18 protein-coding genes and 4 pseudogenes are annotated in these 26,739 nt (G+C 53.3%); 16 read left to right on the top strand and 6 right to left on the bottom strand.

The genetic code is table 11. The annotated features are described in order from the left end of the window. The first annotated feature begins 95 nt into the window (after positions 1-95). The 8 genes and pseudogenes from dnaK (at position 96) to DFR77_RS13800 (ending at position 9,447) form a co-directional block, all read left to right on the top strand. On the top strand, positions 96-2,024 hold the full coding sequence (gene dnaK / locus DFR77_RS07850) for a molecular chaperone DnaK (protein ID WP_003689283.1): 1,929 nt from the start codon (positions 96-98) through the stop codon (positions 2,022-2,024). Positions 2,025-2,246: 222 nt separating this feature from the next. Further along, positions 2,247-4,173: pseudogene (locus DFR77_RS07845) on the top strand (TonB-dependent receptor). A gap of 56 nt (positions 4,174-4,229) precedes the next feature. After that, the gene (locus tag DFR77_RS07840; protein WP_003698799.1) at positions 4,230-5,207 is read left to right on the top strand and encodes an ABC transporter substrate-binding protein; all 978 of its coding nucleotides are present in this window, start codon (positions 4,230-4,232) and stop codon (positions 5,205-5,207) included. Positions 5,208-5,543: 336 nt separating this feature from the next. Next, complete coding sequence (locus tag DFR77_RS13375; protein ID WP_153707873.1) at positions 5,544-5,681, top strand: hypothetical protein; 138 nt, start codon at positions 5,544-5,546, stop codon at positions 5,679-5,681. A gap of 78 nt (positions 5,682-5,759) precedes the next feature. Beyond that, positions 5,760-6,530 (top strand): annotated as a pseudogene (locus DFR77_RS07835) (ABC transporter permease). A 26-nt stretch (positions 6,531-6,556) separates the two neighbouring features. Beyond that, complete coding sequence (locus DFR77_RS07830) at positions 6,557-7,249, top strand: ATP-binding cassette domain-containing protein (protein ID WP_003689290.1); 693 nt, start codon at positions 6,557-6,559, stop codon at positions 7,247-7,249. A gap of 191 nt (positions 7,250-7,440) precedes the next feature. Continuing rightward, positions 7,441-8,055 carry a CadD family cadmium resistance transporter gene (locus tag DFR77_RS07825; protein ID WP_003703682.1) on the top strand — a complete coding sequence of 205 codons (615 nt, stop codon included), beginning with the start codon at positions 7,441-7,443 and terminating at the stop codon, positions 8,053-8,055. 295 nt (positions 8,056-8,350) lie between these two features. After that, a pseudogene (locus tag DFR77_RS13800) lies at positions 8,351-9,447 on the top strand (NnrS family protein). 46 nt (positions 9,448-9,493) lie between these two features. On the opposite strand, the gene DFR77_RS07815 reads toward DFR77_RS13800, so the two are convergent. Further along, on the bottom strand, positions 9,494-11,683 hold the full coding sequence (locus DFR77_RS07815; protein ID WP_003698802.1) for a primosomal protein N': 2,190 nt from the start codon (positions 11,681-11,683) through the stop codon (positions 9,494-9,496). A gap of 139 nt (positions 11,684-11,822) precedes the next feature. On the opposite strand from DFR77_RS07815, the gene DFR77_RS07810 reads away from it, so the two are divergent. Then, positions 11,823-12,608 carry a DsbC family protein gene (locus DFR77_RS07810; RefSeq protein ID WP_003689299.1) on the top strand — a complete coding sequence of 262 codons (786 nt, stop codon included), beginning with the start codon at positions 11,823-11,825 and terminating at the stop codon, positions 12,606-12,608. Between the two features lie 98 nt (positions 12,609-12,706). On the opposite strand, the gene DFR77_RS07805 is transcribed toward DFR77_RS07810, so the two are convergent. Further along, positions 12,707-14,641 (bottom strand): MacB family efflux pump subunit, encoded by a 1,935-nt coding sequence (locus DFR77_RS07805; RefSeq protein WP_003695602.1) that lies wholly within the window; start codon positions 14,639-14,641, stop codon positions 12,707-12,709. A 65-nt stretch (positions 14,642-14,706) separates the two neighbouring features. Continuing rightward, positions 14,707-15,885, bottom strand: coding sequence for a MacA family efflux pump subunit (locus DFR77_RS07800; RefSeq protein ID WP_113852087.1), 1,179 nt, complete (start codon positions 15,883-15,885; stop codon positions 14,707-14,709). A gap of 225 nt (positions 15,886-16,110) precedes the next feature. Here DFR77_RS07800 and DFR77_RS07795 point away from each other — a divergent pair, with 225 nt between their 5' ends. Then, complete coding sequence (locus DFR77_RS07795; RefSeq protein WP_082277493.1) at positions 16,111-16,500, top strand: type IV pilin protein; 390 nt, start codon at positions 16,111-16,113, stop codon at positions 16,498-16,500. Positions 16,501-16,593: 93 nt separating this feature from the next. Here DFR77_RS07795 and smc read toward each other — a convergent pair whose 3' ends face one another. Next, positions 16,594-20,079 carry a chromosome segregation protein SMC gene (gene smc, locus DFR77_RS07790; RefSeq protein WP_113852086.1) on the bottom strand — a complete coding sequence of 1,162 codons (3,486 nt, stop codon included), beginning with the start codon at positions 20,077-20,079 and terminating at the stop codon, positions 16,594-16,596. Between the two features lie 404 nt (positions 20,080-20,483). Between smc and DFR77_RS14130 the strand changes: the two genes are divergently transcribed. The 4 genes from DFR77_RS14130 (at position 20,484) to DFR77_RS07765 (ending at position 24,395) form a co-directional block, all read left to right on the top strand. Continuing rightward, positions 20,484-21,152 (top strand): hypothetical protein, encoded by a 669-nt coding sequence (locus tag DFR77_RS14130; RefSeq protein WP_003693669.1) that lies wholly within the window; start codon positions 20,484-20,486, stop codon positions 21,150-21,152. Then, positions 21,124-21,609, top strand: a complete 486-nt coding sequence (locus tag DFR77_RS14125) for a YadA C-terminal domain-containing protein (protein WP_020997380.1) — start codon at positions 21,124-21,126, stop codon at positions 21,607-21,609. The genes DFR77_RS14130 and DFR77_RS14125 overlap by 29 nt, the downstream gene beginning before the upstream one ends. 208 nt (positions 21,610-21,817) lie before the next feature. Next, complete coding sequence (lpxH, locus tag DFR77_RS07770) at positions 21,818-22,540, top strand: UDP-2,3-diacylglucosamine diphosphatase (RefSeq protein ID WP_003689323.1); 723 nt, start codon at positions 21,818-21,820, stop codon at positions 22,538-22,540. Between the two features lie 268 nt (positions 22,541-22,808). Beyond that, complete coding sequence (locus tag DFR77_RS07765) at positions 22,809-24,395, top strand: L-lactate permease (RefSeq protein WP_003689325.1); 1,587 nt, start codon at positions 22,809-22,811, stop codon at positions 24,393-24,395. A 165-nt stretch (positions 24,396-24,560) separates the two neighbouring features. Here the strand turns inward: DFR77_RS07765 and DFR77_RS07760 are convergent, their stop codons facing one another. Next, the gene (locus tag DFR77_RS07760; protein ID WP_003689327.1) at positions 24,561-24,764 is read right to left on the bottom strand and encodes a zinc-finger domain-containing protein; all 204 of its coding nucleotides are present in this window, start codon (positions 24,762-24,764) and stop codon (positions 24,561-24,563) included. A 115-nt stretch (positions 24,765-24,879) separates the two neighbouring features. Here DFR77_RS07760 and DFR77_RS07750 point away from each other — a divergent pair, with 115 nt between their 5' ends. Together DFR77_RS07750 and DFR77_RS07745 are read left to right on the top strand one after the other, a co-directional pair. Beyond that, positions 24,880-25,377 carry a DNA-mimic protein DMP19 gene (locus DFR77_RS07750; RefSeq protein ID WP_003689329.1) on the top strand — a complete coding sequence of 166 codons (498 nt, stop codon included), beginning with the start codon at positions 24,880-24,882 and terminating at the stop codon, positions 25,375-25,377. 81 nt (positions 25,378-25,458) lie between these two features. Then, positions 25,459-26,649 carry an amino acid aminotransferase gene (locus DFR77_RS07745; protein ID WP_041421449.1) on the top strand — a complete coding sequence of 397 codons (1,191 nt, stop codon included), beginning with the start codon at positions 25,459-25,461 and terminating at the stop codon, positions 26,647-26,649. Here DFR77_RS07745 and DFR77_RS14420 read toward each other — a convergent pair. Then, positions 26,650-26,739, bottom strand: a pseudogene (locus DFR77_RS14420) (IS630 family transposase); the annotation flags it as partial.

Genomic DNA, 26,739 nt, shown 5'->3' with positions numbered 1-26,739 from the left:
TGAAACAGCCCGCCGCCCGCCCTATTTACAGCCCATCGGGACAAAATGTTCCAACATATTTCTCAAAATAAGCAAAATCAAATAGGAGTATCCACATGGCAAAAGTAATCGGTATCGACTTAGGTACAACCAACTCTTGTTTGGCCATTTCCGAAAACGGTCAAACCAAAGTCATCGAAAACGCAGAAGGCGCACGCACCACGCCGTCCATTATCGCTTATTTGGACGGCGGCGAAATCCTCGTCGGCGCGCCTGCCAAACGCCAAGCGGTAACCAACGCCAAAAACACTATTTACGCCGCCAAACGTTTGATCGGTCACAAATTTGAAGACAAAGAAGTCCAACGCGACATCGAATCTATGCCTTTCGAAATCATCAAAGCCGACAACGGCGACGCATGGGTAAAAGCACAAGGCAAAGAGCTGTCTCCTCCTCAAATTTCCGCAGAAGTCCTGCGTAAAATGAAAGAAGCCGCCGAAGCTTACTTGGGCGAAAAAGTAACCGAAGCCGTGATTACCGTCCCTGCCTACTTCAACGACAGCCAACGTCAAGCCACCAAAGACGCAGGCCGTATCGCCGGTTTGGACGTAAAACGCATCATCAACGAGCCGACCGCAGCCGCTTTGGCATTCGGTATGGACAAAGGCGACAACAAAGACCGCAAAATAGCCGTATATGACTTGGGCGGCGGTACCTTCGATATTTCCATCATCGAAATCGCCAACCTCGACGGCGACAAACAATTTGAAGTATTGGCTACCAACGGCGATACTTTCTTGGGCGGTGAAGACTTCGACCAACGCTTGATTGACTACATCATTGACGAGTTTAAAAAAGAACAAGGCATTGATTTGAAACAAGACGTAATGGCTCTGCAACGTCTGAAAGAAGCTGCCGAAAAAGCCAAAATCGAATTGTCCAGCGGCCAGCAAACCGAAATCAACCTGCCGTACATTACCATGGACGCAACCGGCCCGAAACACTTGGCAATGAAAATTACCCGCGCCAAATTCGAGAGCCTGGTTGAAGACCTGATTGCCCGCTCTATCGAGCCTTGCCGCACCGCATTGAAAGATGCCGGCTTGAGCACCGGCGACATCGACGACGTGATTTTGGTCGGCGGTCAGTCCCGTATGCCGAAAGTACAAGAAGCCGTTAAAGACTTCTTCGGCAAAGAACCGCGCAAAGACGTGAACCCTGACGAAGCCGTTGCCGTAGGTGCAGCGATTCAAGGCGAAGTATTGAGCGGCGGCCGCAGCGACGTATTGCTGCTGGACGTAACCCCTCTGTCCTTGGGTATCGAAACCATGGGTGGTGTGATGACCAAGCTGATTCAAAAGAACACTACTATTCCGACTAAAGCGTCTCAAGTGTTCTCTACTGCCGAAGACAACCAAAGCGCAGTAACCATCCACGTACTGCAAGGCGAACGCGAACGCGCTTCTGCCAACAAATCTTTAGGTCAATTCAACTTGGGCGACATCGCACCCGCACCACGCGGTATGCCGCAAATTGAAGTTACTTTCGACATCGACGCCAATGGTATCTTGCACGTTTCCGCCAAAGACAAAGGCACTGGCAAAGCGGCCAACATTACCATCCAAGGTTCTTCAGGTTTGAGCGAAGAAGAAATCGAACGTATGGTGAAAGATGCCGAAGCCAATGCCGAGGAAGATAAAAAGCTGACTGAATTGGTCGCTTCCCGCAACCAAGCCGAAGCCCTGATTCACTCCGTGAAAAAATCTTTGGCGGACTACGGCGACAAACTCGACGCTGCCGAGAAAGAAAAAATCGAAGCCGCGCTGAAAGAAGCCGAAGAAGCCGTGAAAGGCGACGACAAAACCGCCATCGATGCCAAAGCCGAAGCACTGGGCACAGCCAGCCAAAAACTGGGCGAAATGGTTTACGCGCAAGCGCAAGCCGAAGCCCAAGCCGGCGAGGGCGCACAAGCCAATGCTTCTGCAAAGAAAGACGATGATGTCGTAGATGCCGACTTTGAAGAAGTAAAAGACGACAAAAAATAATTGATGCCGTCTGAAAAAAACGCGAACCATTCGGTTCGCGTTTTTTTCAATTGAGATAAAAGACAATAGCATGACAGAGATTCCAAATTCATCTACCGTGATATTCCCAAGCCCAAGTTCCAACTGTTGCATCGGTTATCTGGAAATTTTTCATATCATTTTCTTATTTACTTAAATTTTTTAATAAGATAATAAATAATAATTATTATCATGAGCTAAGAAATGAAACTAAATACTCTCACATGGGCTTTGATGACCGTTTTTTCCGTTGCGCCATCTTGGGCAGAACAACCGGCAAATACTGAAGAAATACAACCCGTCAAAACCTTCTCCCCGCCCAAACCGATTGCACCGACCGCCGCACAAGGCTATTTCCCCGAAAACCAATTCGACCGCTCCGACCGCAGCGATTATTACTTTGTTACCGAAAACATAGACCAAGCCTTCCGTCCGCTGAAGGCAAACAGCAGTTTTTACGGCAAAAGCTTTTACAACTCCGTTACCGCGCAAGCACTCGGGGCGAAGGTATACGGCGTAGCCAACCTCAATCGCACCAAGGCAAACGGCTACAAAGATGGCGGTGGGCGCGACACCGATTGGAAATACAGCCGCTTCAATCAGGCTTTGGTACTCGGTTTCGTGCCGTCTGAAAATCAAGAATACCGCCTCACTTATCTGCACGACGACATCAACAACGACCGCCAGCCGCAGGTCGTCAACGACGCATTGGACACCGAACGCCACATCTCCAAACTCAACGTGCGTTGGGGCAATGCCGATTTGAGCAATACGGTCAGCGCGGAAGCAGGCGTCATCAAACTCAAACGCCATGCCGACAATTACTCCTTGCGACCAAACAACACGCCGCAGCAAGTGTTCGTAGAACTTGACCGCAAAGTGTATGATTTCTCGCTCAAACACGATGCGGATTTCGGCAAATTCCACAACACGGCAGCCGTCAGCTACCGCAACGACAGCCAAAACGGCGAACGCAACACCCACACTGCCATGTGCGATTTCCTCAACGGCTACCGTTTCGCCGATGTGCACATCGACCGCTGGTGCATTGCCGATACCTTATCTTACAAGTTTGACGACCGACACAAACTGGGCTTGGGCTTGGGCTTAAGCTACGAACTCAACGAAGCGGACATTCGCAAAAATACGGCACAGCCTGAAAACCCAATAAAACCCGGTTTCCCCTTCGCCTCATCACAACAAATCTGGAAAACCCATTACGGCTACGACTTCAACGGCAAAGTGCGCCGTCATGCTTTGTCGGGCGAACTCAAATACGATTTCACGCCGTCTGAAACGCAAAAATACAGCGTTTCCCTCGCGCATTTGGAACGCATCGGCGACAACACCGAACGCTTCAACTCGCTTGCTGCCATCGTGCAAAACCGTATGAGCGGCATGCTGATGAACCAAAATCCAGCCGCCGCCATTGCAGGCAATCCCCCTGCTGAAAACTGAAAAACACAACCGCATCAGGCTCACCGCCGACAGCCGCAACGACTACTACAACGGCTACATGAACTCGCTCGCAGGCGCGGGCTGGAACGTGGGCGGCACGCTTGTGGCGGACAAAGTCAAAGACCTGATTATTTTTGACCGCGCACACGGACAAAGCGGCACAGCTTCCAAAGACGGCGGCATCATCACACGCAACGTGGACGCACGATTGTTTACCGCGCAGGCCTACGCGCGTTACAACTTCAATCCACATTGGGCGGCAGGCATCAAAGCCGCCTACAACTACGGACACAACGAAACCGACGGCAGGCCGCCCTATCAAATCCGTCCGTTTGAAGCCGCCGTCCAAGCCGACTACAAAAACTACTTTGCCCACGGCAGCTACAACATCGGCGCGGCAACACGCTTTGTCGCCAAACAAACGCGCGGTGATTTTGATATGGCAAGCGGTCTGGGCATAGACAAACGCGAAGCCGCCAAAGGCTTTACCGTTGCCGACGTGTACGCAGGCGTAAACATCAAAGACAAATACGGCTTGCGCTTGGGCGTGAACAACGTATTCAACAAAAAATACGTCGAATACATCAGCGGCGACCACGTCCTCGCCCTATCCCCCAGCGTAGTGTATGCACCGGGCAGGACATATTGGTTGAGTTTGCATGCGGCATTTTAAAACCATGCCGTCTGAAAAATACCTGCATTGGCTTATTAAGAATTAGGAGATAAAAAATGGATATGAAAAGACGCGATTTCTTAAAAATGACCGCCGCGCTGGCAGCCGCAGGCGTTTCGCCTTCTCTGCTTACTGCCGGTAAAGAGCAATTTACCGTGTACGGCGCACCGGCAATGCCCAGCGTTACCATTGCCGTAACGGCGTTGCAAGGTAAACTGGCGAAACAGGCGGACGTGTCGCTGAAAATCTGGCGTTCGCCCGACCAACTGCGCGCGGGCGTGGCAAGCGGGCAATTTAAAGTGATGATGAGTCCGAGCAATGTCGGCGTAAACCTGCGCAACCAAGGGCAGAAAGTCGGCATGGTGAATATTTTGACCAACGGCATCACGCAGTTGGTCTGCAAAGGCAGCGCGATTGCCTCGCCGCAGGATTTGGTCGGCAAAAAAATCCTCGTGCCGTTTAAAAACGATATGCCCGACATCGTGCTGCAAGCCTTGTTGAAAAAACTGAAAATCGACGCACACAAAGTCAGCATTACCTACGCTGCCACACCGCCCGAAGCAGTCGGACTATTTCCAAGTAAAGGTTACCATGCCGTCATCCTGCCCGAACCGATGGCAACCGCCAGCCTACTGAAAGGCAAAACCATAGGTATAAACGTCGTGCACGGTTTTGATTTGGTAAAAGCATGGGGGCAGGCGTTTGACACCAAACCGCTGATTCCGATGGCAGGTATCATCGCCAACGAAGAATATTTCCACGCACACAAGGCGCAGTTCGACATCTTCCATCAAGATTTGAAAAACGCGCTCAACTGGATATTGGCCAACCGCCAAAACGCGGCGAAAATCGGCAAAAACTACCTACCCGCCCCCGAACCCGCCCTAGTCATGGGCTTGGACGGCGCACGGCTGACGGTAAGCAAAGGCAGCGAAGTGAAAAACGAGATTTTGAAGTTTTACGAAATCCTGATGCAGTTCAACCCGGAACTTTTGGGCGGCAAGCTGCCGGATAACGGGTTCTTCTTGGCTTAAAGGGAAAGAGGCCGTCTGAAAAGGGTAGGGTGGTTGTGAATACCTGATTTATCATTTTTCAGACGGCCTATTAAGGCATTGTCAGCGGCGTGGGTCGGATTCTTGAATCCGACATTTCGGCTAAACGGGGCTGTCGGATACAAGTATCCGACCTACTCTTTTCAGACGGCCTATCAGATAATAGTTCGAACAGTACACAAAGAGCCGTCGGATTGCCTGAAATGTTGGGTCATGACCCAACCTACGCTTACTGGGGAAACGGGATCGAAGTGTGAGGTATGTGGCGGGGTTGTTTAATAATGAAATTTTATAACTATTTGATAGGGTGGTAATGCTATGAATGAAGATAAATATAGGGAAAATATGACATGGGATGAAATTGAAAATGTAGTAGGAACTTTAGTTTCTGAAGAAAGAATGCTTAAATCCAATAGCTTTTTAAGTATTAAAAATAGTAAGAATAGGTTGGCTTAATCACAACCATAACCCAACGAAAATACTAAAATTCCAAGCTAAGGCTATCCTTTCCAAACCATCCCCATCAACCAAACCATGATTAAAACCGACAAAATCCGCAAACCGCAGCCTGCGCTGTTTTACATCATCGACTACCTTTGGAGCGGCTTTGCCGGTCTGAGCGTGGCGATGGTGGTGGTGGCGTTGTGGGCGTGGGGCAGTGCCGTGTTCGGCGAGTTTATGCTGCCTGCGCCGGTAGAGGTGTTTCAAAAATCTTTGGATTTATTGAAACATTTTCAGGAAAATGAAATCGGGATTTCGCTGTGGCGGTCGGTAGTGGGTATTTCGGTTGCTTTGATAGCAGGATTGGCGGCGGGGCTGGTGGCGGGCAGTTTTAAGACGGCGATGGCGTTGCTTAAGCCTGTGATTACGATTTTGTTAGCAATGCCGCCGATTATTTGGGTGGTGATGGCGTTGTTTTGGTTCGGGTTCGGCAATCCGAGCGTGTTGTTTACCATCATTGTGTTGGTTGCGCCGCTGACGTTTGCGAGTGCGGCGGTCGGAATGGCGAGCGTGAACAAGCAGCATGAGGAGTTGTTTGACGCTTATAAATTAGGCCGTCTGAAAAAAATCCGCTATCTGTATATCCCGCATCTGACGGGCTATGTGATTTCCAGCGTCGGCGTGGCGGTGGCGATGGGGGTGAAGGCGGTGATCATGGCGGAACTCTTAGGCGCGAGCAAAGGCGTGGGCGCGCGGATTGCGGACGCGAGGGCAATGCTGTAGACTTCGACGGTAATGGCTTATGTGGTGTTGGTCATGGTATTTGTGTCGCTGTTTGAATACCTGATTACCAAGCCTTTGTAAATTTTGTTTATGCCGTGGAGGAGATGATGCTCTGTCTTGAAAACGTGCGTTTTGAAATTCTCCGCGACCCCATCGTGCGCGATTTCAGTTTGAACCTGCAACAGGGCGAAGTGAAAGCCTTGTTCGGGCCGAGCGGCTGTGGCAAGACGACGGTTTTACGGCTGATTGCGGGCTTGGAAACGCCGAAATCGGGCACGATACGTAATACTTTCCACAAAACGGGTTTTCTGTTTCAGGAAAACCGCCTGCCGGAAAACCTGACCGCGATGCAGAATATCGCGATTTTTATGGACAACCCAGACGAAGGCGAAATCGTCGCGCTGGCGGCGAAAGTCGGGCTGACTGCGGGCGATTTGAACAAATATCCGACCGAATTGTCCGGCGGCATGGCGAAACGGGTGGCGTTTTTGCGCCTGCTGCTGTGCGGCTGCGACCTAGCCTTGCTGGACGAACCGTTTGTCGGTTTGGACCGCGATTTGCGCGATATTTTGGTTGCTATGCTGGTGGAAAAAATCGAGCGGCAGGGCATGGCGTGTATACTGGTAACGCACGACCGCTTCGAAGCCGCGCGCCTGAGCCATGAAATTATGCTGCTTTCCGCTAAGGGCATGAACGTGCAAAACGTGATAACCCTGCCCACGCCGCTGTCCGAACGCGATTCGGCTTTTGAAGAAGTCGTGGTGGCAAGGGAGTTTCAGGGGATTCATTATTATGAGTGATGAGGGGATTTGAGTGTCTGACAAACCTTACGGTTCGTTGCCCTCTCCCTAACCCTCTCCCACGGGGAGAGGGTTAGCAAGCCTCAGGCTTGCCTCTTTAGCGAAAGATACGAATCTGTTATCCGAACGCGATTCGGTTTTTGAAAAAGCCGTGGTGCCAAGGGGGCAGGGGATTCATTATGAGGTGCTTTATGTTTTCGACTGTGATTACTGCTGCTGTTTTATATATTGCTACAGCAGTAGATTTGTTGGTAATACTATTAATATTTTTTGCTAGAGCAAATACTAGAAAAGAATATCGAGATATTTATATCGGACAATATTTAGGTTCTGTAATTTTAATATTAGTTAGTTTATTTCTAGCTTTTGTTTTGAATTATGTTCCGGAAAAATGGGTGTTGGGTTTATTAGGTTTAATACCGATTTACTTAGGTATTAAAGTTGCTATTTACGACGATTGTGAGGGCGAAAAAAGAGCTAAAAAAGAATTGGATGAAAAAGGGTTGTCAAAATTAGTCGGTATTGTTGCTTTGGTTACAGTTGCTAGTTGTGGTGCAGATAATATTGGACTTTTTGTTCCTTACTTTGTGACTTTAGATCTTGTCGACTTATTAGTTACTCTTCTTGTATTTTTAATATTGATTTTTGTTTTAGTATATACAGCACAAAGATTGGCTAATATTTCAGGTGTTGGTGAAATTGTAGAGAAGTTTAGTCGTTGGATAATGGCTGTTATTTATATTGGTTTAGGGTTATTTATTATTATTGAAAATAATACAATTCGAACAATAATATCAATAATATGAATGACAAGGGCATTTCAGTATCTGACAAACCTTGCGGTTCGTTTCCCTCTCCCTAACCCTCTCCCACAGGAGAGGGGATCAGGTTGCTGAAAATCAGAGGGCGAAGGATTGGGGATCAAATGGAAGGTAAAACCTGAAAATGTTCGGGTTTGACAGCCCGATTCCCTCTCCCCGTGGGAGAGGGCTAGGGAGAGGGCAAGCAAGCCGCAGGCTTGCCTCTTTGGCGAAAAATACAACCCTGTCCGCCCAATAAATCCATACCCGAAAGCATCTTCATACAGAATCAAGCCAAGCGATGAATAAATTTTTTACCCACCCTATGCGCCCGTTTTTCGTCGGTGCGGCAGTACTTGCCATACTCGGTGCGTTGGTGTTTTTTCATCAACCCCGGCGCTATCATCCTGCACCGCCAAATTTTCTTGGAACTTATGCTGCCGGCTGCATACGGCGGTTTTTTGACTACCGCTTTGTTGGACCGGACGGGTTTTTCAGGCAACCTGAAACCTGCCGCTACTTTGATGGCGGTGTTGTTGCTTGTTGCGGCTGTTTTATTGCCGTTTTTACCGCAACTTGCCGCATTTTTCGTCGCCGCCTATTGGCTGGTGTTGCTGCTGTTCTGCGCCTGGCTGATTTGGCTCGACCGCAACACCGACAACTTCGCCCTCTTAATGCTGCTCGCCGCATTCACCGTTTTTCAGACGGCCTATGCCGTCAGCGGCGATTTGAACTTAACTGCGCGCGCAAGTGCATTTGAATATGGCGGCGGTCATGTTCGTATCCGTCCGCGTCAGCGTCCTTTTGGGCACGGAAACCCTGAAAGAATGCCGTCTGAAAGACCCCGTATTCATCCCCAACGTTATCTATAAAAACATCGCCATCACCCTGCTGCTGCACGCCGCCGCCGAACTTTGGCTGCCCGCGCAAACCGCCGGTTTTACTGCGCTTGCCGTCGGCTTCATCCTGCTCGCCAAGCTGCGCGAACTGCACCATCACGAACTCTTACGCAAACACTACGTCCGCACTTATTACCTGCTCCAGCTCTTTGCCGCCGCAGGTTATCTGTGGACAGGCGCGGCGAAACTGCAAAACCTGCCCGCCTCCGCGCCCCTGCACCTGATTACCCTCGGCGGCATGACGGGTGGCGTGATGATGGTGTGGCTGACTGCCGGACTGTGGCACAGCGGCTTTACCAAACTCGACTACCCGAAACTCTGCCGCATCGCCGTCTCCATCCTTTTCGCCTCCGCCGTTTCGCGCGCTGTTTTAATGAACGTGAATCCGATATTCTTCATCACCGTTCCCGAGATTCTGACCGCCGCCGTGTTCATGCTTTACCTGCTGACGTTCGTACCGATTTTTCGAGCGAACGCGTTTACAGACGATCCGGAATAAAAATGCCGTCTGAAACGGTTTTCAGACGGCATCGGATTGCCAATGATCAAGCCTCCTGCGGATCGACATCCACCGACCATCGGATTTTGCCGTCGCGGTTCTGCTGCAACACCTGCACCCACAAACTCACGGCGCGGTGCAAATCTTGTCGGGATGTTGATTCGAGGAAAACTTGCGCACGTTCGCGTTCGGCAAGGCGCACCATCAGCATCGGGGCGGCACCGAACCGGGAGACGCTTTCGGGCAAGAGCGGGGCGAGGGTTTCTTTGGCGGCGTTGAGAAATTCCATCGCATCGGCAACACGCGGCGCATCGGCACGGACGGCCGTCTGAAAACCGAAAGGCGGCATGGCGAACATTTGCCGTTCGTTCAATTCGTTTTCGGCAAACACGGCGTAGTCCTGCGCTTTGACGGCGGCGAAGACAGGGTGTTCGGGCAGTTGGGTCTGTATCAGCACCTTGCCGGGTTTGTCGGCGCGCCCCGCCCTGCCGGACACTTGCATCAGCTCGGCAAACAGCCTTTCCGGCGCACGGAAATCCGCGCTGTACAGGCTGCCGTCGGCGTTCAACACGATAACGAGGTTGAGCCGCGCGAAATCATGGCCTTTGGCAAGCATCTGCGTGCCGACCAGAATGTCGATTTCGTCGTTGGCGATGCGGCGGTACAAATCTGCCCAGTCGTTTTTGTGCGCCGTACTGTCCCTATCGACGCGGACGACGGCTGCCTTGGGCAGCAAGGCGCGCAGGGTTTCTTCGACGCGCTGCGTACCGTGTCCGACGGCGGTCAGGTCTTGGTTGCCGCAGTCGGGACATTTGAACGGGATGGGTTCGCGGTGGTCGCAGTGGTGGCAGCGCAGTTGGCGGGCGCGTTGGTGCAGCACCATTTTGGCGGAGCAGTTCGGGCAGCCGAAGGTATGGCCGCAGTCGCCGCAAAACAGCGCAGGCGCGAAGCCGCGCCGGTTAAGGTACACCAGCGACATACCGCCCGCTTCAAAGTTCTGTTTCAAAAGCTGCAAGGCTTGCGGTGAGAAGCCGTTATCGAGTTTCAGACGACCTATGTTGAGGATGTCCACTTGTGGCAGTTGCGCGGAAGCATGGGCGCGTTCGGTCAGTTGCAGCAGGCGGTACGCGCCGCTTTGCGCCTTGTGCCAACTCTCCAAGCTGGGCGTGGCACTGCCCAACACGACGGGACAGCCGCCCTGCTTCGCCCGCCACACCGCCAAATCGCGGGCGTGGTAGCGCAATTCGTTGTCTTGTTTGAACGAGCCGTCGTGTTCCTCATCGACCACAATCAGCCCGACATCAGGCAAAGGCGTAAACACCGCCAGCCGCGTGCCGATCACCAGCTTCGCCTGCCCCAACATCGCGCGCAGATAATCCTGCGTGCGCCTGCCTGCCGCCATCCGGCTGTGCAACACGGCGGTCGGCACGTCGGCAAAACGGTTTTCCACCCGCTTTAAAAGCTGCGGCGTGAGGTTGATTTCGGGCAACAGAAACAACACCTGTCGCCCCTGCGCCAACACTTTCGCCATCGCATCGAAATACACCTCGGTCTTGCCGCTGCCGGTAATGCCGTACAGCAGAAACGACCGGAAGCGTCCCAATGCCGTCTGAATTTCATCGGAAGCCTTCTGCTGGTCGGTATTTAATACAAATTCAGAGTGCGAAGCCTGCCCGCGGTACGGCCTTAAAACAGGTTTCGCCGCTTCCGTCGTTTCAATCCAGCCCTGCTCCGCCCAATCCTCAATCAATTTCGCCGCCTGCGCGTTTGCCTGTTTCAACGCCGCCATCGTCATTTCGCCCGACAGCAGCGCGTCCCACAAAGCCGCTTTTTTGTTGAACCGAGCCGGCGGCGGCGTTTGCGCCCTGCCCGTTTCGTTCAAAGCATAAAACAACGGCGGCTGCGGCATTTCCACCGCGCGCGTTTCCTTCAAACCCTGCGGCAATGCGGCAAATACAGCCTGCCCAGTCGGATAGTGGTAATAACGCGACGTAAACGCCAACAAATCACGCCAGCTTTGAGACAGCGGCTTTTCTTCCACAAAGACCGTCTGAACGCTCAAAATCCGCGCCGCATCCATATCGGGCGCAATATCCGTTTCCCACACCATCCCGACAACAGTTTTATTGCGAAAAGGCACAAGCACCCGCGTTCCCGGAGGAAGCGGCTCGGAATGCGAATAAGTCAAAAGGCCGTCTGAAAGCGGCACGTTTACAGCGATGCGATGGTAGATCATACAGGCAGGCAAATCATTTTTTTGCGTATTTTAACAGCCGGAAGCTATTTTCAGACGATAAATTGAGCCTCGGCGCAATGCAGGCGCAACAGAGGTTTGATACAATGCCACTTTTCCAACACGCTCAATCATCTTTGATATGAAAACCAAGTTAATCAAAATCTTGACCCCCTTTACCGTCCTGCCGCTGCTGGCTTGCGGGCAAACGCCCGTTTCCAATGCCAACGCCGAATCCGCCGTCAAAGCCGAATCCGCCGGCAAATCCGTTGCCGCTTCTTTGAAAGCGCGTTTGGAAAAAACCTATTCCGCCCAAGATTTGAAAGTGTTGAGCGTCAGCGAAACACCGGTCAAAGGCATTTACGAAGTCGTCGTCAGCGGCAGGCAGATTATCTACACCGATGCCGAAGGCGGCTATATGTTCGTCGGCGAACTCATCAACATCGACACGCGCAAAAACCTGACCGAAGAACGCGCCGCCGATTTGAACAAAATCGACTTCGCCTCCCTGCCTTTGGACAAAGCCATCAAAGAAGTACGCGGCAACGGCAAGCTGAAAGTCGCCGTCTTCTCCGACCCCGATTGTCCGTTCTGCAAACGCTTGGAACATGAGTTTGAAAAAATGACCGACGTGACGGTTTACAGCTTTATGATGCCCATTGCCGGCCTGCACCCAGATGCCGCGCGCAAGGCGCAAATCTTATGGTGTCAGCCCGACCGTGCCAAAGCGTGGACGGATTGGATGCGTAAAGGCAAATTCCCGGTCGGCGGCAGCATCTGCGACAATCCCGTCGCGGAAACCACTTCCTTGGGCGAACAGTTCGGCTTCAACGGCACACCGACCCTCGTCTTCCCCAACGGGCGCACCCAAAGCGGTTACAGCCCGATGCCCCAACTGGAGGAAATCATCCGCAAAAACCAGCAGTAAACCCGCAATGAAAAAGGCTTGGAACCATGTTCCAAGCCTTTTTCAAATGCCGTCTGAAGCCTGTCGCGGCAGCTTCAGACGGCATCTTTGTTCAAACCTCAATCCTGCGCCAATGCATCTATCGGATTGAGTTTGGCTGCCTTATTGGCAGGCATAAAGCCGAACGCGATGCCGATTCCGGTCGAACAGGCGACCGCCCCGATAACGGATGCCGCCGAAATGTCCATCGGGAAATCGGTTACAAAATGATTGAACACGAGGCTGACGGCGGCGGACAAACCTACGCCGACCAAGCCTCCGATGATGCAGATTAACACCGCCTCAATCAAAAACTGCTGCAAAATATTGCCGCGCCGCGCGCCGATTGCCATCCGTATGCCGATTTCTTTGGTGCGCTCGGTAACGGACACCAGCATAATGTTCATCACACCGATGCCGCCGACTACCAATGAAATCAGGGCGATGGAGGAAATCAGCAGCTTCATCGTACCGGTGGTGCTTTCGACCATCTGCCTGATGCTGTCGCTGTTGTTCATAAAGAAGTCTTCCGTGCCGTGCCGTGCTTTGAGCAGCTCGGCCAGCCCTTTTTCGGCAACCCGGGTATTGGCATTGTCTTTGATTTTGACGGTGATGGAGTTGGTGTGGCTCTCGCCTGTGATTTGGTGCATCACCGTCGTATAGGGCGACCAAAGCATCAGCACGTCGGAATTGCCGAAAGCGTTTTCGTCTTTTTTCATCACGCCGATGACGGTCAAGGGGCGTTTCCTGAACAAAATGGTTTTACCCAACGGATCCGAGTCCGCAAAGAGTTTGTCTTTGACATTTTGGTCGATGACGACGACTTGCGCGTCTTCTTTCACATCGTTCTCATCAAACAGCCGCCCCGTTTCCAGCTTCAGCCCGCGCACGTCGAAATATTGTTCGCCCACACCGTACAAAGAAGCGGTCAGGTCGGTATTGCGGTAAGTCAGCGTGCCGCCGCTCGAAGTCATGGGCGTGGCGGAAGCAACATAGCTTTGTTTGGCGATGATTTTTGCGTCGTCTATGGTCAGGGTTTTGATTTTGCCGCTGCGCCTGTCGCCGAAGCCGCGCCCGGGGAAGATGCTGATGGTGTTCGTCCCCATCGAACTGATGTCTTCGAGGATTTTTTTCTGCGAACCGTTGCCCAGCGCGACGACGGAGACAACCGAAGCGATACCGATGATGATGCCGAGCATGGTCAGAAGCGAACGCATTTTGTGCGCCAATACTGCTTGCACCGACATTCTGAAGGCTTCGACAAACTGGTCGTAATAAAACGACCACGAGGCTTTTTCCTGAATCCTCCCGACATTGCTTGCGGGGATTTCGGGATTTTTCGAGGTGTCGGAAATGATTTCGCCGTCCCGGATTTCGATGACGCGGTTGGCGTTGGCGGCAATGCCGGGGTCGTGCGTGACCATAATGACGGTATGCCCGGCTTCGTGCAGCCTGCGGATGATTTCCATCACATTTTTGCCGCTGGCGGTATCGAGTGCGCCGGTCGGCTCGTCGGCGAAGATGATTTCTCCGCCGTTCATCAGGGCGCGGGCGATGGAGACGCGCTGCTGCTGTCCGCCCGAGAGTTCGCCGGGCTTGTTGCCCTCTTTACTTGCCAAACCCAAATCCTGCAAGAGTTTGTCCGCCCGCGCGGAACGCTCTTTGCCGCCCATACCCATATACACGGCTGGCAGCGCGACGTTGTCCCTTGCGGTCAGCGAGCTTAAGAGGTTGTAGCGTTGGAAGATGAAACCGAAGCGTTCGCGGCGCAATGCCGCCAGTTCGTCAGGCTGCATTTTGGCAGTTTCGATGCCGTCGATTCGGTACGAACCGGAACCGGCGGTATCCAAACAGCCGAGTATGTTCATCAGCGTGGACTTGCCCGAACCGGACTGCCCGATGATGGCGACAAAATCACCCTTCTCTATCGACAGGCTGATGTCTTTCAAAATATGGACGCGGTTCTCGCCGCTGCCGAAGCAGCGGTTGATGTTTTTACATTCGATCAAGCTCATAATGTTCCGTAAATCAATAACAAATGCCGTCTGAAACCGTTTCCGTGTTCAGACGGCATATTCGTTTATCGGCGCGGCGGGCCGCCTAGGGCGCGTTCGCCGCTTTCCTGCTGCTCGGCGGCGGTTATTTCGGAGATGACCACTTTGTCCCCCTCTTTCAACCCGCTTTTTACTTCGGTATTCATACTGTCTTTCATACCGGTCCGGATTTCGCGTTCCACTGCCTTGCCGTCCGCACCCAACACGCGTACGAACGCCTTGCCGCCGCGATTTTTCACGGTCAGCGACGGAATAAGCAACACATTTTTCACACCGTCGATTTCAACCGTATTCTGCGTCGTCATCCCCGTGGCGAGTTTGCCGTCCGGATTCGGCACAAACGAACGGGCATAATAATAGACCGCATTGGAAGCCGTATCCGTACTGCTGTTGTAGCCGCCCGACGACATCGTGGTCAGCCCGGGGTCGACGCTGTCGAGCTTCGCCTTAATCGGCGTATCCGGTTCGGACAAAATCGTAAACGAAATATCCTGCCCCGCCTTCACCTTGGTAATATCGCCCTCGGCAATCTGCATTTTGTTCAACATCATATCCAGATTCGCCAATTGGACAATCGTCGGCGTAGACTGCGCCGCGTTCACAGTCTGCCCCTCTTCCACGGGAATCGCCACCACCGTGCCGTCCATCGTCGCGGTAATGCGCGTGTAGCCCAAATCCGACTCGGCGGTATTGATGGAAATTTTGCTCTGTCTGATTAAAGCCTTCAACTCGGCAACATTGGCTTTGGCGGCGGCAAGCGCATCCTGCGCGCTTTCCAAATCTTCTTTAGAGGTCGCATCATCCTTCCACAACGCCGCCTGACGCTTATATTTCTTCTCCGCGCTGCCCAATGCAATCTGTGCCGACACCAGCTTCGCCTGATACGTTTCCAATTTGGATTTTTCCATATCGAGCGTGTTGGTCTGCGTGGTCGAATTGATTTCCGCAATCAAATCTCCCTTTTTGACCTGTTGCCCGAGTTTGACATAAAGTTTCTTAATCTGCCCCGATGCCTGCGCGCCGACCGATACCAGGTTGGACGGCGAAATCTCCCCTGTTGCAGAAACCGTCCGGCTGATATCGCCGCGCCTGACCGCTTCCGTAATATAAGCAGCCTGCGGTTCGGGCTTCAGATAAGACCATCCGCCCCAAACCGCTGCCGCCGCGACCGCCGCAACAGCCGCCCATTTCATCATTTTTGCCATGTTTTCAATTCTCTGTATGCGTCAATCCCATAAACCGGAAGCGGATTCTACCGCAAGTCCCTGCCCCATCCAAGGCGGCAAACCGCCGACAATAAAAATAACCATTTGTTTTAAATGGCTTATACAATATGCTTTCCCGAAAATTTCAATCCGTTTACATATTCCGCCATTTCCGATACGGCGTTATAATGCCGCCCACAAACAACCAAATGGAAACACATTGCTATGAAAAACGTTCAAAAAGGCTTTACGCTGCTCGAGCTGATGATTGCCGTCGCCATCCTCGGCATCCTGACGCTCATCGCCTACCCTTCCTATAAAACCTACATCCGGCGCGCCCGCCTGTCGGAGGTCAAATCCACCCTGCTGGTGAACGCGCAAAACTTGGAGCGTTACTACCGCCAAAAAGGGACGTTTCAAACCTACGAAAAAAACAAACTGAAACAAAACAAATATTTCAACATTACCTTAAGCAAAGTCAGCCCCGACCACTTCACCCTTCAGGCCGCTCCCGATACGGCGACCAACGAAGGCGAAACCTGCACCGTTACGCTCAACGACGGCGGTACCATTGCCGCTTCCGGTACAAACCAATCCTGCCCCGGCTTCGACTGATTGGCTGTTGCAGTCGGCATTGTGCCTAAACCATCTATAAAAATGCCGTCTGAACGCTGTTCAGACGGCATTTTTGACATCCCGATACGCCTTTCAAACGGCTTCCGCCATTTCCAACGCCTGCTTGATGTCTACGGCGACGACGCGCGACACGCCTTTTTCCTGCATGGTTACGCCGACCAGCTGCTCCGCCATTTCCATGGTCAGGCGGTTGTGGGAGATGTAGAGGAACTGGGTTTGCACCGACATTTCTTTGACCAGCTTGCAGAAACGCGAGGTGTTGGCATCGTCCAGCGGGGCATCGACTTCGTCCAGAAGGCAGAAGGGGGCGGGGTTGAGGCTGAACAGGGCGAACACGAGGCTCATGGCGGTGAGGGCTTTTTCGCCGCCGGAGAGGAGGTGGATGGTGCTGTTTTTCTTGCCGGGCGGACGCGCCATGATGGACACGCCGGCGGTCAGGAGGTCGTCGCCTATCATTTTGAGGGTGGCTTCGCCGCCGCCGAACAGAGTCGGGAAGAAGGTTTGGACTTTGCCGTTGACGGCGTCGAAAGTTTCTTTGAAACGCGCTTTGGTTTTGTCGTCGATTTGGGCGATGGCTTCTTCCAAAAGCGCGATGGCGGCCTGCACGTCTTCGCTCTGGCTGCGGTAGTAGCCGTCGCGTTCGCGCGCTTCTTCGAGTTCTTGCAGGGCGGCGAGGTTGACGGCGCCGAGGGCTTCGATTTGCCGGGTAAGGCTGCCGATGCTGCTGTTCAATACTTTCGCCGATTCTTTCGCCAACGCTTCGAGCACGTCCAGATCGGCAGCGCGTTCGGTCAGGTTTTGATGGTAGCGTTTGGCGTTGATCAGGGCCTCCTGCTGCTGCAACAGGGCGGTTTGGGTGGCGGCCTGAAGCTGCGGCAGCTTGGTTTGCAGGGTTTGTACGCGGGCGTATTGCTCCCTGCCCTGTTCCTGAATCTGCGCGAGTTTTTCCTGCACGGCGATGTATTCTTCGTCCAGCGTGTGTACGGTTTCGGTCAACTCGTCGAGCTTGATGTGCTGCTCGTCGTTTTGGAACTCGGTTTCATAGGCGAGGGCAAGCTCTTGCCGGCGTTCCTGCCAGTCCAGGGTTTGCTGTTCGAGCCGGGCGATTTGCTGCCGGTAGTTTTGTTTTTGCTGGTTGAGTTTGTGGACGGCGACTTCGGCAAGCCCGTATTGGCGGTTGGCTTCCAACAGGGCAAGCTGCGCCTGTTTCAGACGGCCTTGCTGCTCTTGGCGGCTGTGCGCGGTGGTTTGCTGCTGGTGTTCGAGTTCGGCGGCGGCTTCCTGCAAAGTAGCGATGTCGTCTGAAAGCCCGTCGGACGTGTGTTGCAACACGGTCTGCTCTTCCGCCAACTGTGCCAGTTCGCGCTCGATGTGTTCGCGGCGGATTTGCCCTTGGTTGGTGCGCGCCAGAAGTTCGGCGGTGCGTTGCTGCGCTTGACTGTATTGGCGCGTGTGTTGCTGTTGCTGCTGCATCAGATTTTTGTGCTGCACTTCGGACGAGCGCACGGCAGCCTCCGCCTGTTTGAACGCGGCTTCGGCGGCGGAAAGTCCGGGGGCGAGGTTTTCCAGTTCGGACGCGATGCCGTCGAGGCGCGCTTTTTGGGCAATCAGGCTTTCCTGCGCGGGCTTGGCATAGAGCAGGACGCTGACTTTATCGACCTGATGGCCTTCGGGTGTGAGCCAGATTTGATGCGTGCCCAAATCGTTTTGATGCGCGAGGGCGTAGCTCAAATCGGGCGCGCACAATACGCCGTCGAGCCAGTGGTGCAATGCCGTCTGAAACGGCGGCTGCGCTTGGATTTGGTTCAGCAATGCCTGTACGGGCAGGGATTTTTTGATGCCGCCGGAGAGGCCGTCTGAAAGCCATGCCGCCTGCCCCTGCGGCAAAGGTGCGGGCGGTACGAAACTATTCGGCACGCTACGGGCGTGCAGGCGTTCGGCAAGGATGACGGACAGGGCGTGCTGCCACTCGGCGGGCGCGGTGATGTGTTGCCACAGTTGCGGCGCGGCGGCGTGGTCGGTTGCCTGCCAAAAGTCGGCGGCTTCCTGCTGTTGCGACAGGATTTGCGACAACGCCTGCTGCTGCGCCTGCAAGGTAATGTGTTGCTGCTTCAGGCTTTGGAAGCGGTTTGAGGCCGTCTGAAACGCCTCGCGGGCGGCGTGCAAGGCTTCTTCGGCGGCAATGATTTGTTCTTCGTAATGCTCTTGCCGGCTTTGCAACAAGGCGGCGGCTTCCTGAGCGGCGGCGGTTTCGGCCTCGTCGGGCAGGTTCAGGGCTTGGTTTTCCTGCTTCAGACGACCTTTGCGCTCTTCGTGCTTGGCAACGGTTTGTTCGGCATGGGCAAGCTGCTGCTGCTTCAACGCCAGTTCGCGGCGGATGCGGTTTGCCTCGTCCTGCTGGGTTTGGAAGGCAGCGTTGAGCGTGGCTTGGACTTCTTCCAATTCGGGCAGACGCTCTTCGTGTTCGGCAACCTGCATCGCCCATTCCGCCAATTCGGTTTGCTTTTCTTCGGCCTGCAACTCGTTTTCTTCAAGCTGCACGCGGATTTGCTGCTGCTCCTGCCGGATGCGTTGCAACTGCGCCTGCGCCGCCTGCTTGTCGCGTTCGATGCGTTGGTGCAGGTTTTGCCGGTGGCGGATTTGTTCTTCCAAACGGGCAATCTGCTCGCGCAACACGCCGCGTTTGTTGCTCAATTCGTGTACTGCCTGCTGCTGCGACTGTTCGGCAGTCTGCAAGGCGTGTACTTCGTTATTTAACGCCTGAACCTGTGCGGCGGTTTCATCCTGCTGCGCCTGCAAAGATTGATGCTGCGCGGTCGCCTTGTCGGCGGCGGCAAGCGATTGCTGCCATTGGGCGTAATCGAGCAAATCCTGTTGTTGATTCAACTGCGCGGTCAGGGATTTGTAGCGTTCGGCGGTTTCCGCCTGTTTTTCCAGCTTTTCCACCTGACGCGCCAACTCGTTCTGCAAATCGCCCAAACGCTGCAAATGCTCGCGCGTGTCTTTCAGACGGCCTTCCGTCTCCTTGCGGCGTTCCTTATATTTGGACACGCCCGCCGCCTCCTCGATATAGGCGCGCAACTCCTCCGGCCGCGCTTCGATGATGCGCGAAATCATCCCCTGCTCAATGACGGCATAACCGCGCGCGCCCACGCCCGTACCCAAGAACAAATCGGTAATATCGCGGCGGCGCACGGTCTGATTGTTGATGAAATAAGTCGATTCCCCCTGACGCGTCAGCTGCCGCTTGATGCTCACCTCGGCATACTGCCCCCACGCGCCCTGCAAACTGTGGTCGCTGTTGTCAAATACCAGCTCCACCGAAGCCCTCGGCGCAGGACGGCGCGTCGCCGCACCGTTAAAAATCACGTCCTGCATACTCTCGCCGCGAAGCTGCTTCGCCGAAGCCTCGCCCAACACCCAGCGCACCGCGTCAATCACATTCGACTTGCCGCAGCCGTTCGGCCCGATAACCGCGACAAGCTGCCCCGGAACATGAATCGTGGTCGGGTCGGTAAAAGATTTGAAGCCGGAGAGTTTGATGTGGGTCAGGCGCATAATGGTCGGAAAAAATAAAAAAGAAGCGTATTTTAACGGAAATCCCGCCGCACCACCCCATATCTTGCCGGCAAAACCTTACCGCATCCCGCCCCGGTGCGGCAGGATTTTGCACATCCCGGCCATCCGTATTAAAATCTTTGCGTTTCCCACACTTTCCTGACAAATATACGGAGGAGGATTCCATGAAAACAAAAACAGTCAAGCAAGCAAGCAAGCAAGCAAGCAAGCAAGCAAGCAAGCAAGCAAGCAAGCAAGCAAAATAGTCTAACCCGCCTTTCTTTAATCGCTCTACTTAATTTCCACTTCTTTTTATCCTGTTCGATCTTTTGCGGCTGCACCTCAAGAAATAAACTATTCGTTATCAGGCGGTAAAGTTTACGCAGATAAGTTCAGTATCGCCATTGGGGTTGAGGCAAAAGCTCAGGGGGATAATACCAAACTTAGCAACCTCAATCGGCACATCTGCCGAAGCAAATGCACCCGGGGCATTGGCTTTAGGGGGAAATTCTGAAGCATCGAAAAAATTTAGTATAGCAGAAGGCTATCTGGCATCTAGTGATGGCTATGGTGCAATAGCGATTGGTTCTGCCGCCAAGATCAAGCAATTGGAAAAAGGCACAATAAATCATATTGTGGGAAACGATAATAAAGGTCTTTATGTCGATGCAGACGGCAATGTAACAAAGATAACCGTAAGGACTGAGTCGGAAAAAGATATTCTCTCAAGATACGGTCAAACTTACGGTGCGATGGCACTAGGGTTTAGATCTTCTTCACATAATCTTTTTGCCAGTTCATTTGGAGCGTTTTCTACAGCCACAGCTATTGAAAGCTTGGCAGTCGGCGACAGCAGCCAATCAACGGGCTACCGCAGTGCTACTTTTGGCAGTCACAGCAGGGCTTTGGCAGAAGAAAGTTTGGCATTAGGTTATGAAACTCGGGCAAATGCTTATGGTTCTGTTGCTTTAGGTGCAGAATCTGTGGCGAATGAAGAAAATACCGTATCAGTGGGTTCCGATACATTGAAACGGAAAATCGTTAATGTCGCCGATGGCACGGAAGATTTATGATGCAGTAAATGTCCGCCAGTTGAACCGCTTAAGCAAACGTACAAACCGCGTCGGCGCAAGTGCTGCGGCGTTGGCTTCGTTAAAACCTGCACAATTAGGCAAAAACGACAAATTCGCCTTTTCTTTGGGCTTTGGAAGCTATAAAAATGCCCAAGCGGTGGCAATGGGGGCGGTGTTTAAGCCCGCTGAAAATGTGTTGCTTAATGTGGCGGGCAGTTTTGCCGGACCGGACCGGGCTTTCGGCGCGGGGGTTTCTTGGAAATTCGGCGGCAAACCGACACCTGCGGTTGCCGCACAAAACGCGGCGCATCCTGCAAAAGTTTTGCAATTGCGGCAGGAAGTGGCGGCGTTGCGCGCCCGGCAGGCAGAAACCGACCGCAAACTGCACAAACAGGCCGAAATGGAAAACGAGCTGCAACAGTTGCGCCGCGCGTTGTCCGAATTGAAAAAACATTGAAGCAATAAACGTAAGGCGGGACGGCGGCTCTGCCTTTTTCCGATGCCGCACCCGCGCGATGCCGTCTGAAGCCTTCAGACGGCATTTTTAACGCGCCCGAACCCCGGTTCCGCCAATGCCCGATGCTTGGCGCGGCATTTGCCGTATTGCCCCGCCGCCGGGCGCGTTATAATCCGCCACGACATCCGCCCGATTTGGAAACCTGCCTATGCGACCCTCCTATTTCATTTCCGACCTGCATTTGAGCGAAAAGCACCCCGAACTGACCGAACTGCTGCTGCGTTTTTTACGTTCTGCCGCCGCCGGGCAGGCGCGGGCGGTTTATATTTTGGGCGATTTGTTTGATTTTTGGGTGGGCGATGACGAAGTTTCCGAGTTGAATACTTCGGTTGCGCGGGAAATCAGGAAATTGTCCGACAAAGGCGTTGCCGTGTTCTTTGTCAGGGGCAACCGCGATTTCCTAATCGGTCGGGATTTTTGCCGGCAGGCGGGTATGACGCTGCTGCCGGATTACTCGGTTTTGGACTTGTTCGGCAGCAACACCCTGATTTGCCACGGCGACACATTGTGCACCGACGACAAGGCATACCTGCGTTTCCGCCGCATCGTGCATTGCAGGCGGCTGCAAAAACTGTTCCTGATGCTGCCCCTGAAGTGGCGCACGCGCCTTGCCGCCAAAATCAGGCGTGTCAGCAAAATGGAAAAACAGGTCAAGCCCGCCGATATTATGGATGTCAATGCCGCCTTTACCGCGCGGCAGGTTCGCGCCTTTAACGCGGAAAGGCTGATACACGGACACACCCACCGCGAGCATATCCATCACGAAAACGGCTTTACCCGCATCGTTTTGGGCGACTGGCATAACGACTATGCTTCAATCCTCCGCGTGGACGGGGACGGCGCGGTATTCGTGCCGCCGGAAGAATGCTGAAAATGCCGTCTGAAGCCTTTCGGGCGGCTTTTTCTACACGCCCCTTTCCCACACTCCCTCCGCCGCATCATCACCATCCTTAACCCGCATTAATAGCCATTATCGATAAAATGCTTGACCGATTACATAAGATTACGTAAAGTGTGCAAACGCATAATAATTGGTCTTACCAATTTATCTTTTAACCAAAATATCGGGTGTGCGGGATTTGAACGTCTTTCCAAACCTCGACGCGCCTTATGATGCAAATGCCTAAAAAGGATTCGTTATGGCACTTTTCCTCAGCATATTCCCCATCGTCCTGCTGATTTGGCTGATGGTGAAAAAAAACAGTATGCCTTCCTACGTCGCACTGCCGATTACCGCAGTGCTGATTTACGCCATCAAACTTTTCTACTTCGGCGATGCGGGAATGCTGCTCAACGCCACCGCCGCTTCCGGCCTCGTCAAAACGCTCACGCCGATTACCGTGATTTTCGGCGCGATTATGTTCAACCGTATGATGGAAACCACGGGCTGCATCGATGTCATCCGCAAATGGCTGGCGACCATCAGCCCGAACCCCGTAGCGCAACTGATGATTATCGGCTGGGCTTTTGCCTTTATGATTGAAGGCGCATCCGGCTTCGGCACGCCTGCCGCGATTGCCGCGCCGATTCTGATGAGCTTGGGCTTCAATCCGTTGAAAGTGGCGATTTTCACTTTGGTGATGAATTCCGTGCCGGTATCGTTCGGCGCGGTCGGTACGCCGACCTGGTTCGGTTTCGCACCGCTGAACCTGAGTGCCGAAGACATCCTCGCCATCGGCAGGCAGACCGGCGTGATGCACTTCTTCGCAGGTTTCGTCATCCCTGTCATCGGTTTGGGCTTCATCGTGCCTTGGTCTGAAATCCGCAAAAACTTGGGCTTCGTCGCCATTGCCGTCTTCTCCTGCACCATTCCTTATGCCGCATTGGCGATGGTCAACGAAGAATTCCCGTCGCTCGTCGCCGGCGCAATCGGCCTGATGGTGTCCGTATTCGCCGCCAACCAAGGCTGGGGCTTGAGCAAAGACCACGCCAAAGACCCGAATGCCGAAAAAGTGCCGTTCGCCCAAGTCGCCAAAGCACTCGCCCCTTTGGGTATGCTGATCGGCATGCTGGTGGTTACCCGCATCAAACAGCTCGGAATCAAAGGCATTTTGACCAGCAAAGAAGAATGGTTCAGCTTCCAACTGCCGTTTGATTTGTCCAAAATTACCGTCAGCGACTCCCTGACGATTACCTTCGGCAATATTTTCGGACAAGATGTCAGCGCGTCTTACCAAACGCTGTACGTCCCGGCTTGGATTCCGTTCGTGCTGACCGTTTGGATTTGCATCCTGCTGTATAAAACCAAATTCAAAGATGCCTGGACGATTTATGCCGTAACCTTCAATCAAACCAAAAAACCGCTGCTTGCCCTGATGGGTGCGCTGATTATGGTTCAGCTGATGCTGGTCGGCGGCGACAATTCGATGGTGAAAATCATCGGTAAGGAATTTGCCGCAATGGCGGGCGAACACTGGGTTTATTTTTCGCCGTATCTGGGCGCGATCGGTGCGTTCTTCTCCGGCTCCAACACCGTGTCCAACCTGACCTTCGGCCCGATTCAGCAGCAAATCGCCCTTGATACCGGCCTGTCCGTGACCCTGATTCTGGCGTTGCAGTCCGTCGGCGGCGCGATGGGCAATATGGTGTGCCTCAACAACATCATCGCCGTATGTACCGTATTGGACGTGAAAAATTCCGAAGGTGCGATTATCAAGAAAACCGTTATCCCGATGGCGATTTACGGCGTGATTGCCGTCGTCGCGGCAATGATTTTCTTCCTCTAGGCGAAACGCCGCCATCCATAGCGGCAGCACGCGGGGAACGGAAACCGCCGCTCGTCCGGGCGGCGCGTCGGGCAGAATACCCGTGCCGGAACAGCCCGCCCCGCCAAACAAATGCCGTCTGAAACCGGAAAAGGCTTCAGACGGCATTTTTATCGCCGTTTGCATTCAGGCGTAGTAATGATGCGGCATCTTGCCGTCAAGGCGGTAGCGCGTGCCGCAATACGGGCAGGCAACGCTGCCCGATTCTCCTTCGCCCAAAGGTAAAAACACCCTCGGATGCCCGTTCCACTGCTCGTTGTCCGGTCCCGAGCAATACAGCGGCAGATTTTCCGGCAACACGGAAATTTCCTGCGGATTCAGATTGTCCATTTGATTTTCCTTTGCGTGGTTGGCGTGCGCCCATTTTACGCCATCGGCAGGCTAAAGGATATTTTCGGCGCAAAGCCGCAATCCGCTATAATCCCCACTTTTCAGACGGCATACCATGACTGCGCTTACCCTTCCTGAAGACATCCGCCAACAAGAACCATCCGTTCTGCTCTATACCCTCGTTTCCGCCTACCTCGAACACACCGCCCAAACCGGCGACGAATCCCTCTCCTGCCTGTCCGACGACCAGCACACGCTGACCGCATTCTGCTACCTCGACAGCCAAGTCGAAGAAGGCGGCTTCGTACAGCTTATCGCCTCCGGCTACGGCGAATACATTTTCCGCAACCCGCTTGCCGACAGCCTGCGCCGCTGGAAAATCAAAGCCGTGCCGAAAGTCTTGGACAAAGCCAAAGCCCTCTACGAACAACACGGCGAAACCATCGAAACGCTCGCCGACGGAGGCGCAGACATCGAATCCCTGCGCAAACAGTTCCCCGACTTTGAAGAATGGGACGGCGCATACTACGAAGCCGCCGAACAAGACCTGCCCCTGCTTGCAGAACACATCCTGTCAAACCGGGCGGCATTCGCCCATATCGGGCAGGCGTGATTGCGTCTGTTTCCAGCCCGTGTAAAACAGCGTAAAATCGGCAAACCCGAATTATCTTCCGTCCCCATCAAGGAGCAAGCTATGTTCTTCAAGCACATCGAAGCCGCCCCCGCCGATCCGATTCTCGGTTTGGGCGAAGCGTTCAAAGCCGAAACCCGCCCCGAAAAAGTCAACCTCGGCATCGGCGTGTACAAAGACGCATCCGGCGCGACACCCATTGTCAAAGCCGTCAAAGAGGCTGAAAAACGCCTATTGGAAAGCGAAACCACCAAAAATTACCTGACCATCGACGGCGTTGCCGACTACAACGAGCAAACCCAAATCCTGCTGTTCGGCAAAGACCACGAAATCATCGCCAGCCGCCGCGCCAAAACAGCGCAAAGCCTTGGCGGTACAGGCGCATTGCGTATTGCGGCCGAATTTGCCAAACGTCAGTTGAACGCGCAAACCATCTGGATTTCCAATCCGACCTGGCCAAACCACAACGCCATTGCCAAAGCGGTCGGTATCCAAGACAAACCTTATCGCTACTATGATGCCGCCAAACACTGCTTGGATTGGGACGGCATGATTGAAGATTTGAACCAAGCGCAAAAAGGCGACATCGTCCTGCTGCACGGCTGCTGCCACAACCCTACCGGTATCGACCCTACGCCCGAACAATGGGAAACTCTGGCAAAACTTTCTGCCGAAAAAGGCTGGCTGCCATTGTTTGACTTTGCCTACCAAGGCTTCGGCAACGGTTTGGAAGAAGATGCCTATGGCTTGCGCGTGTTCTTGAAACACAATACAGAATTGCTGATTGCCAGCTCTTATTCCAAAAACTTCGGCATGTACAACGAGCGTGTCGGTGCATTCACTTTGGTGGCCGAAGATGAAGAAACAGCAGCCCGCGCCCACAGCCAAGTCAAAACCATCATCCGTACCTTGTATTCCAACCCGGCTTCACATGGTGCGAACACCATTGCACTGGTGTTGAAAAATGATGATTTGAAAGCACAATGGATTGCCGAACTCGATGAAATGCGCGGCCGCATCAAAGCCATGCGCCAAAAATTTGTCGAGTTGCTCAAGGCCAAAGGTTCAACCCAAGACTTTGATTTTATTATTGAACAAAACGGTATGTTCTCTTTCAGCGGCTTGACTCCCGAACAAGTTGACCGTTTGAAAAACGAGTTTGCCATTTATGCCGTCCGTTCCGGCCGCATCAACGTCGCCGGCATTACCGACGACAACATCGATTATCTGTGTGAAAGCATCGTGAAAGTATAGTCAATTAAAATCAAAATAGGACAGTAGTGCATCGTCAAATCGGGCGTAATCAGACAAAACGGTTCGCAGATACCGCTTAATATTCGCCCA

It is taken from the genome of Neisseria gonorrhoeae (genome assembly GCF_003315235.1).
Classification (GTDB): domain Bacteria; phylum Pseudomonadota; class Gammaproteobacteria; order Burkholderiales; family Neisseriaceae; genus Neisseria; species Neisseria gonorrhoeae.
This window is presented reverse-complemented; position numbering and strand designations above follow the sequence as displayed.

What these genes read in the sequence shown, in the direction of transcription:
- DFR77_RS07800 (WP_113852087.1), bottom strand. Translation starts at nt 15,885, where the DNA reads ATGGCAAAAATGATGAAATGGGCGGCTGTTGCGGCGGTCGCGGCGGCA.
- smc (WP_113852086.1), bottom strand. Translation starts at nt 20,079, where the DNA reads ATGCGCCTGACCCACATCAAACTCTCCGGCTTCAAATCTTTTACCGAC.
- DFR77_RS07745 (WP_041421449.1), top strand. Translation starts at nt 25,459, where the DNA reads ATGTTCTTCAAGCACATCGAAGCCGCCCCCGCCGATCCGATTCTCGGT.
- lpxH (WP_003689323.1), top strand. Translation starts at nt 21,818, where the DNA reads ATGCGACCCTCCTATTTCATTTCCGACCTGCATTTGAGCGAAAAGCAC.
- DFR77_RS07805 (WP_003695602.1), bottom strand. Translation starts at nt 14,641, where the DNA reads ATGAGCTTGATCGAATGTAAAAACATCAACCGCTGCTTCGGCAGCGGC.
- DFR77_RS07825 (WP_003703682.1), top strand. Translation starts at nt 7,441, where the DNA reads ATGTTTTCGACTGTGATTACTGCTGCTGTTTTATATATTGCTACAGCA.
- dnaK (WP_003689283.1), top strand. Translation starts at nt 96, where the DNA reads ATGGCAAAAGTAATCGGTATCGACTTAGGTACAACCAACTCTTGTTTG.
- DFR77_RS07810 (WP_003689299.1), top strand. Translation starts at nt 11,823, where the DNA reads ATGAAAACCAAGTTAATCAAAATCTTGACCCCCTTTACCGTCCTGCCG.
- DFR77_RS07830 (WP_003689290.1), top strand. Translation starts at nt 6,557, where the DNA reads ATGCTCTGTCTTGAAAACGTGCGTTTTGAAATTCTCCGCGACCCCATC.
- DFR77_RS07765 (WP_003689325.1), top strand. Translation starts at nt 22,809, where the DNA reads ATGGCACTTTTCCTCAGCATATTCCCCATCGTCCTGCTGATTTGGCTG.
- DFR77_RS13375 (WP_153707873.1), top strand. Translation starts at nt 5,544, where the DNA reads ATGAATGAAGATAAATATAGGGAAAATATGACATGGGATGAAATTGAA.
- DFR77_RS07815 (WP_003698802.1), bottom strand. Translation starts at nt 11,683, where the DNA reads ATGATCTACCATCGCATCGCTGTAAACGTGCCGCTTTCAGACGGCCTT.
- DFR77_RS07840 (WP_003698799.1), top strand. Translation starts at nt 4,230, where the DNA reads ATGGATATGAAAAGACGCGATTTCTTAAAAATGACCGCCGCGCTGGCA.
- DFR77_RS14125 (WP_020997380.1), top strand. Translation starts at nt 21,124, where the DNA reads ATGTCGCCGATGGCACGGAAGATTTATGATGCAGTAAATGTCCGCCAG.
- DFR77_RS07795 (WP_082277493.1), top strand. Translation starts at nt 16,111, where the DNA reads ATGAAAAACGTTCAAAAAGGCTTTACGCTGCTCGAGCTGATGATTGCC.
- DFR77_RS07760 (WP_003689327.1), bottom strand. Translation starts at nt 24,764, where the DNA reads ATGGACAATCTGAATCCGCAGGAAATTTCCGTGTTGCCGGAAAATCTG.
- DFR77_RS07750 (WP_003689329.1), top strand. Translation starts at nt 24,880, where the DNA reads ATGACTGCGCTTACCCTTCCTGAAGACATCCGCCAACAAGAACCATCC.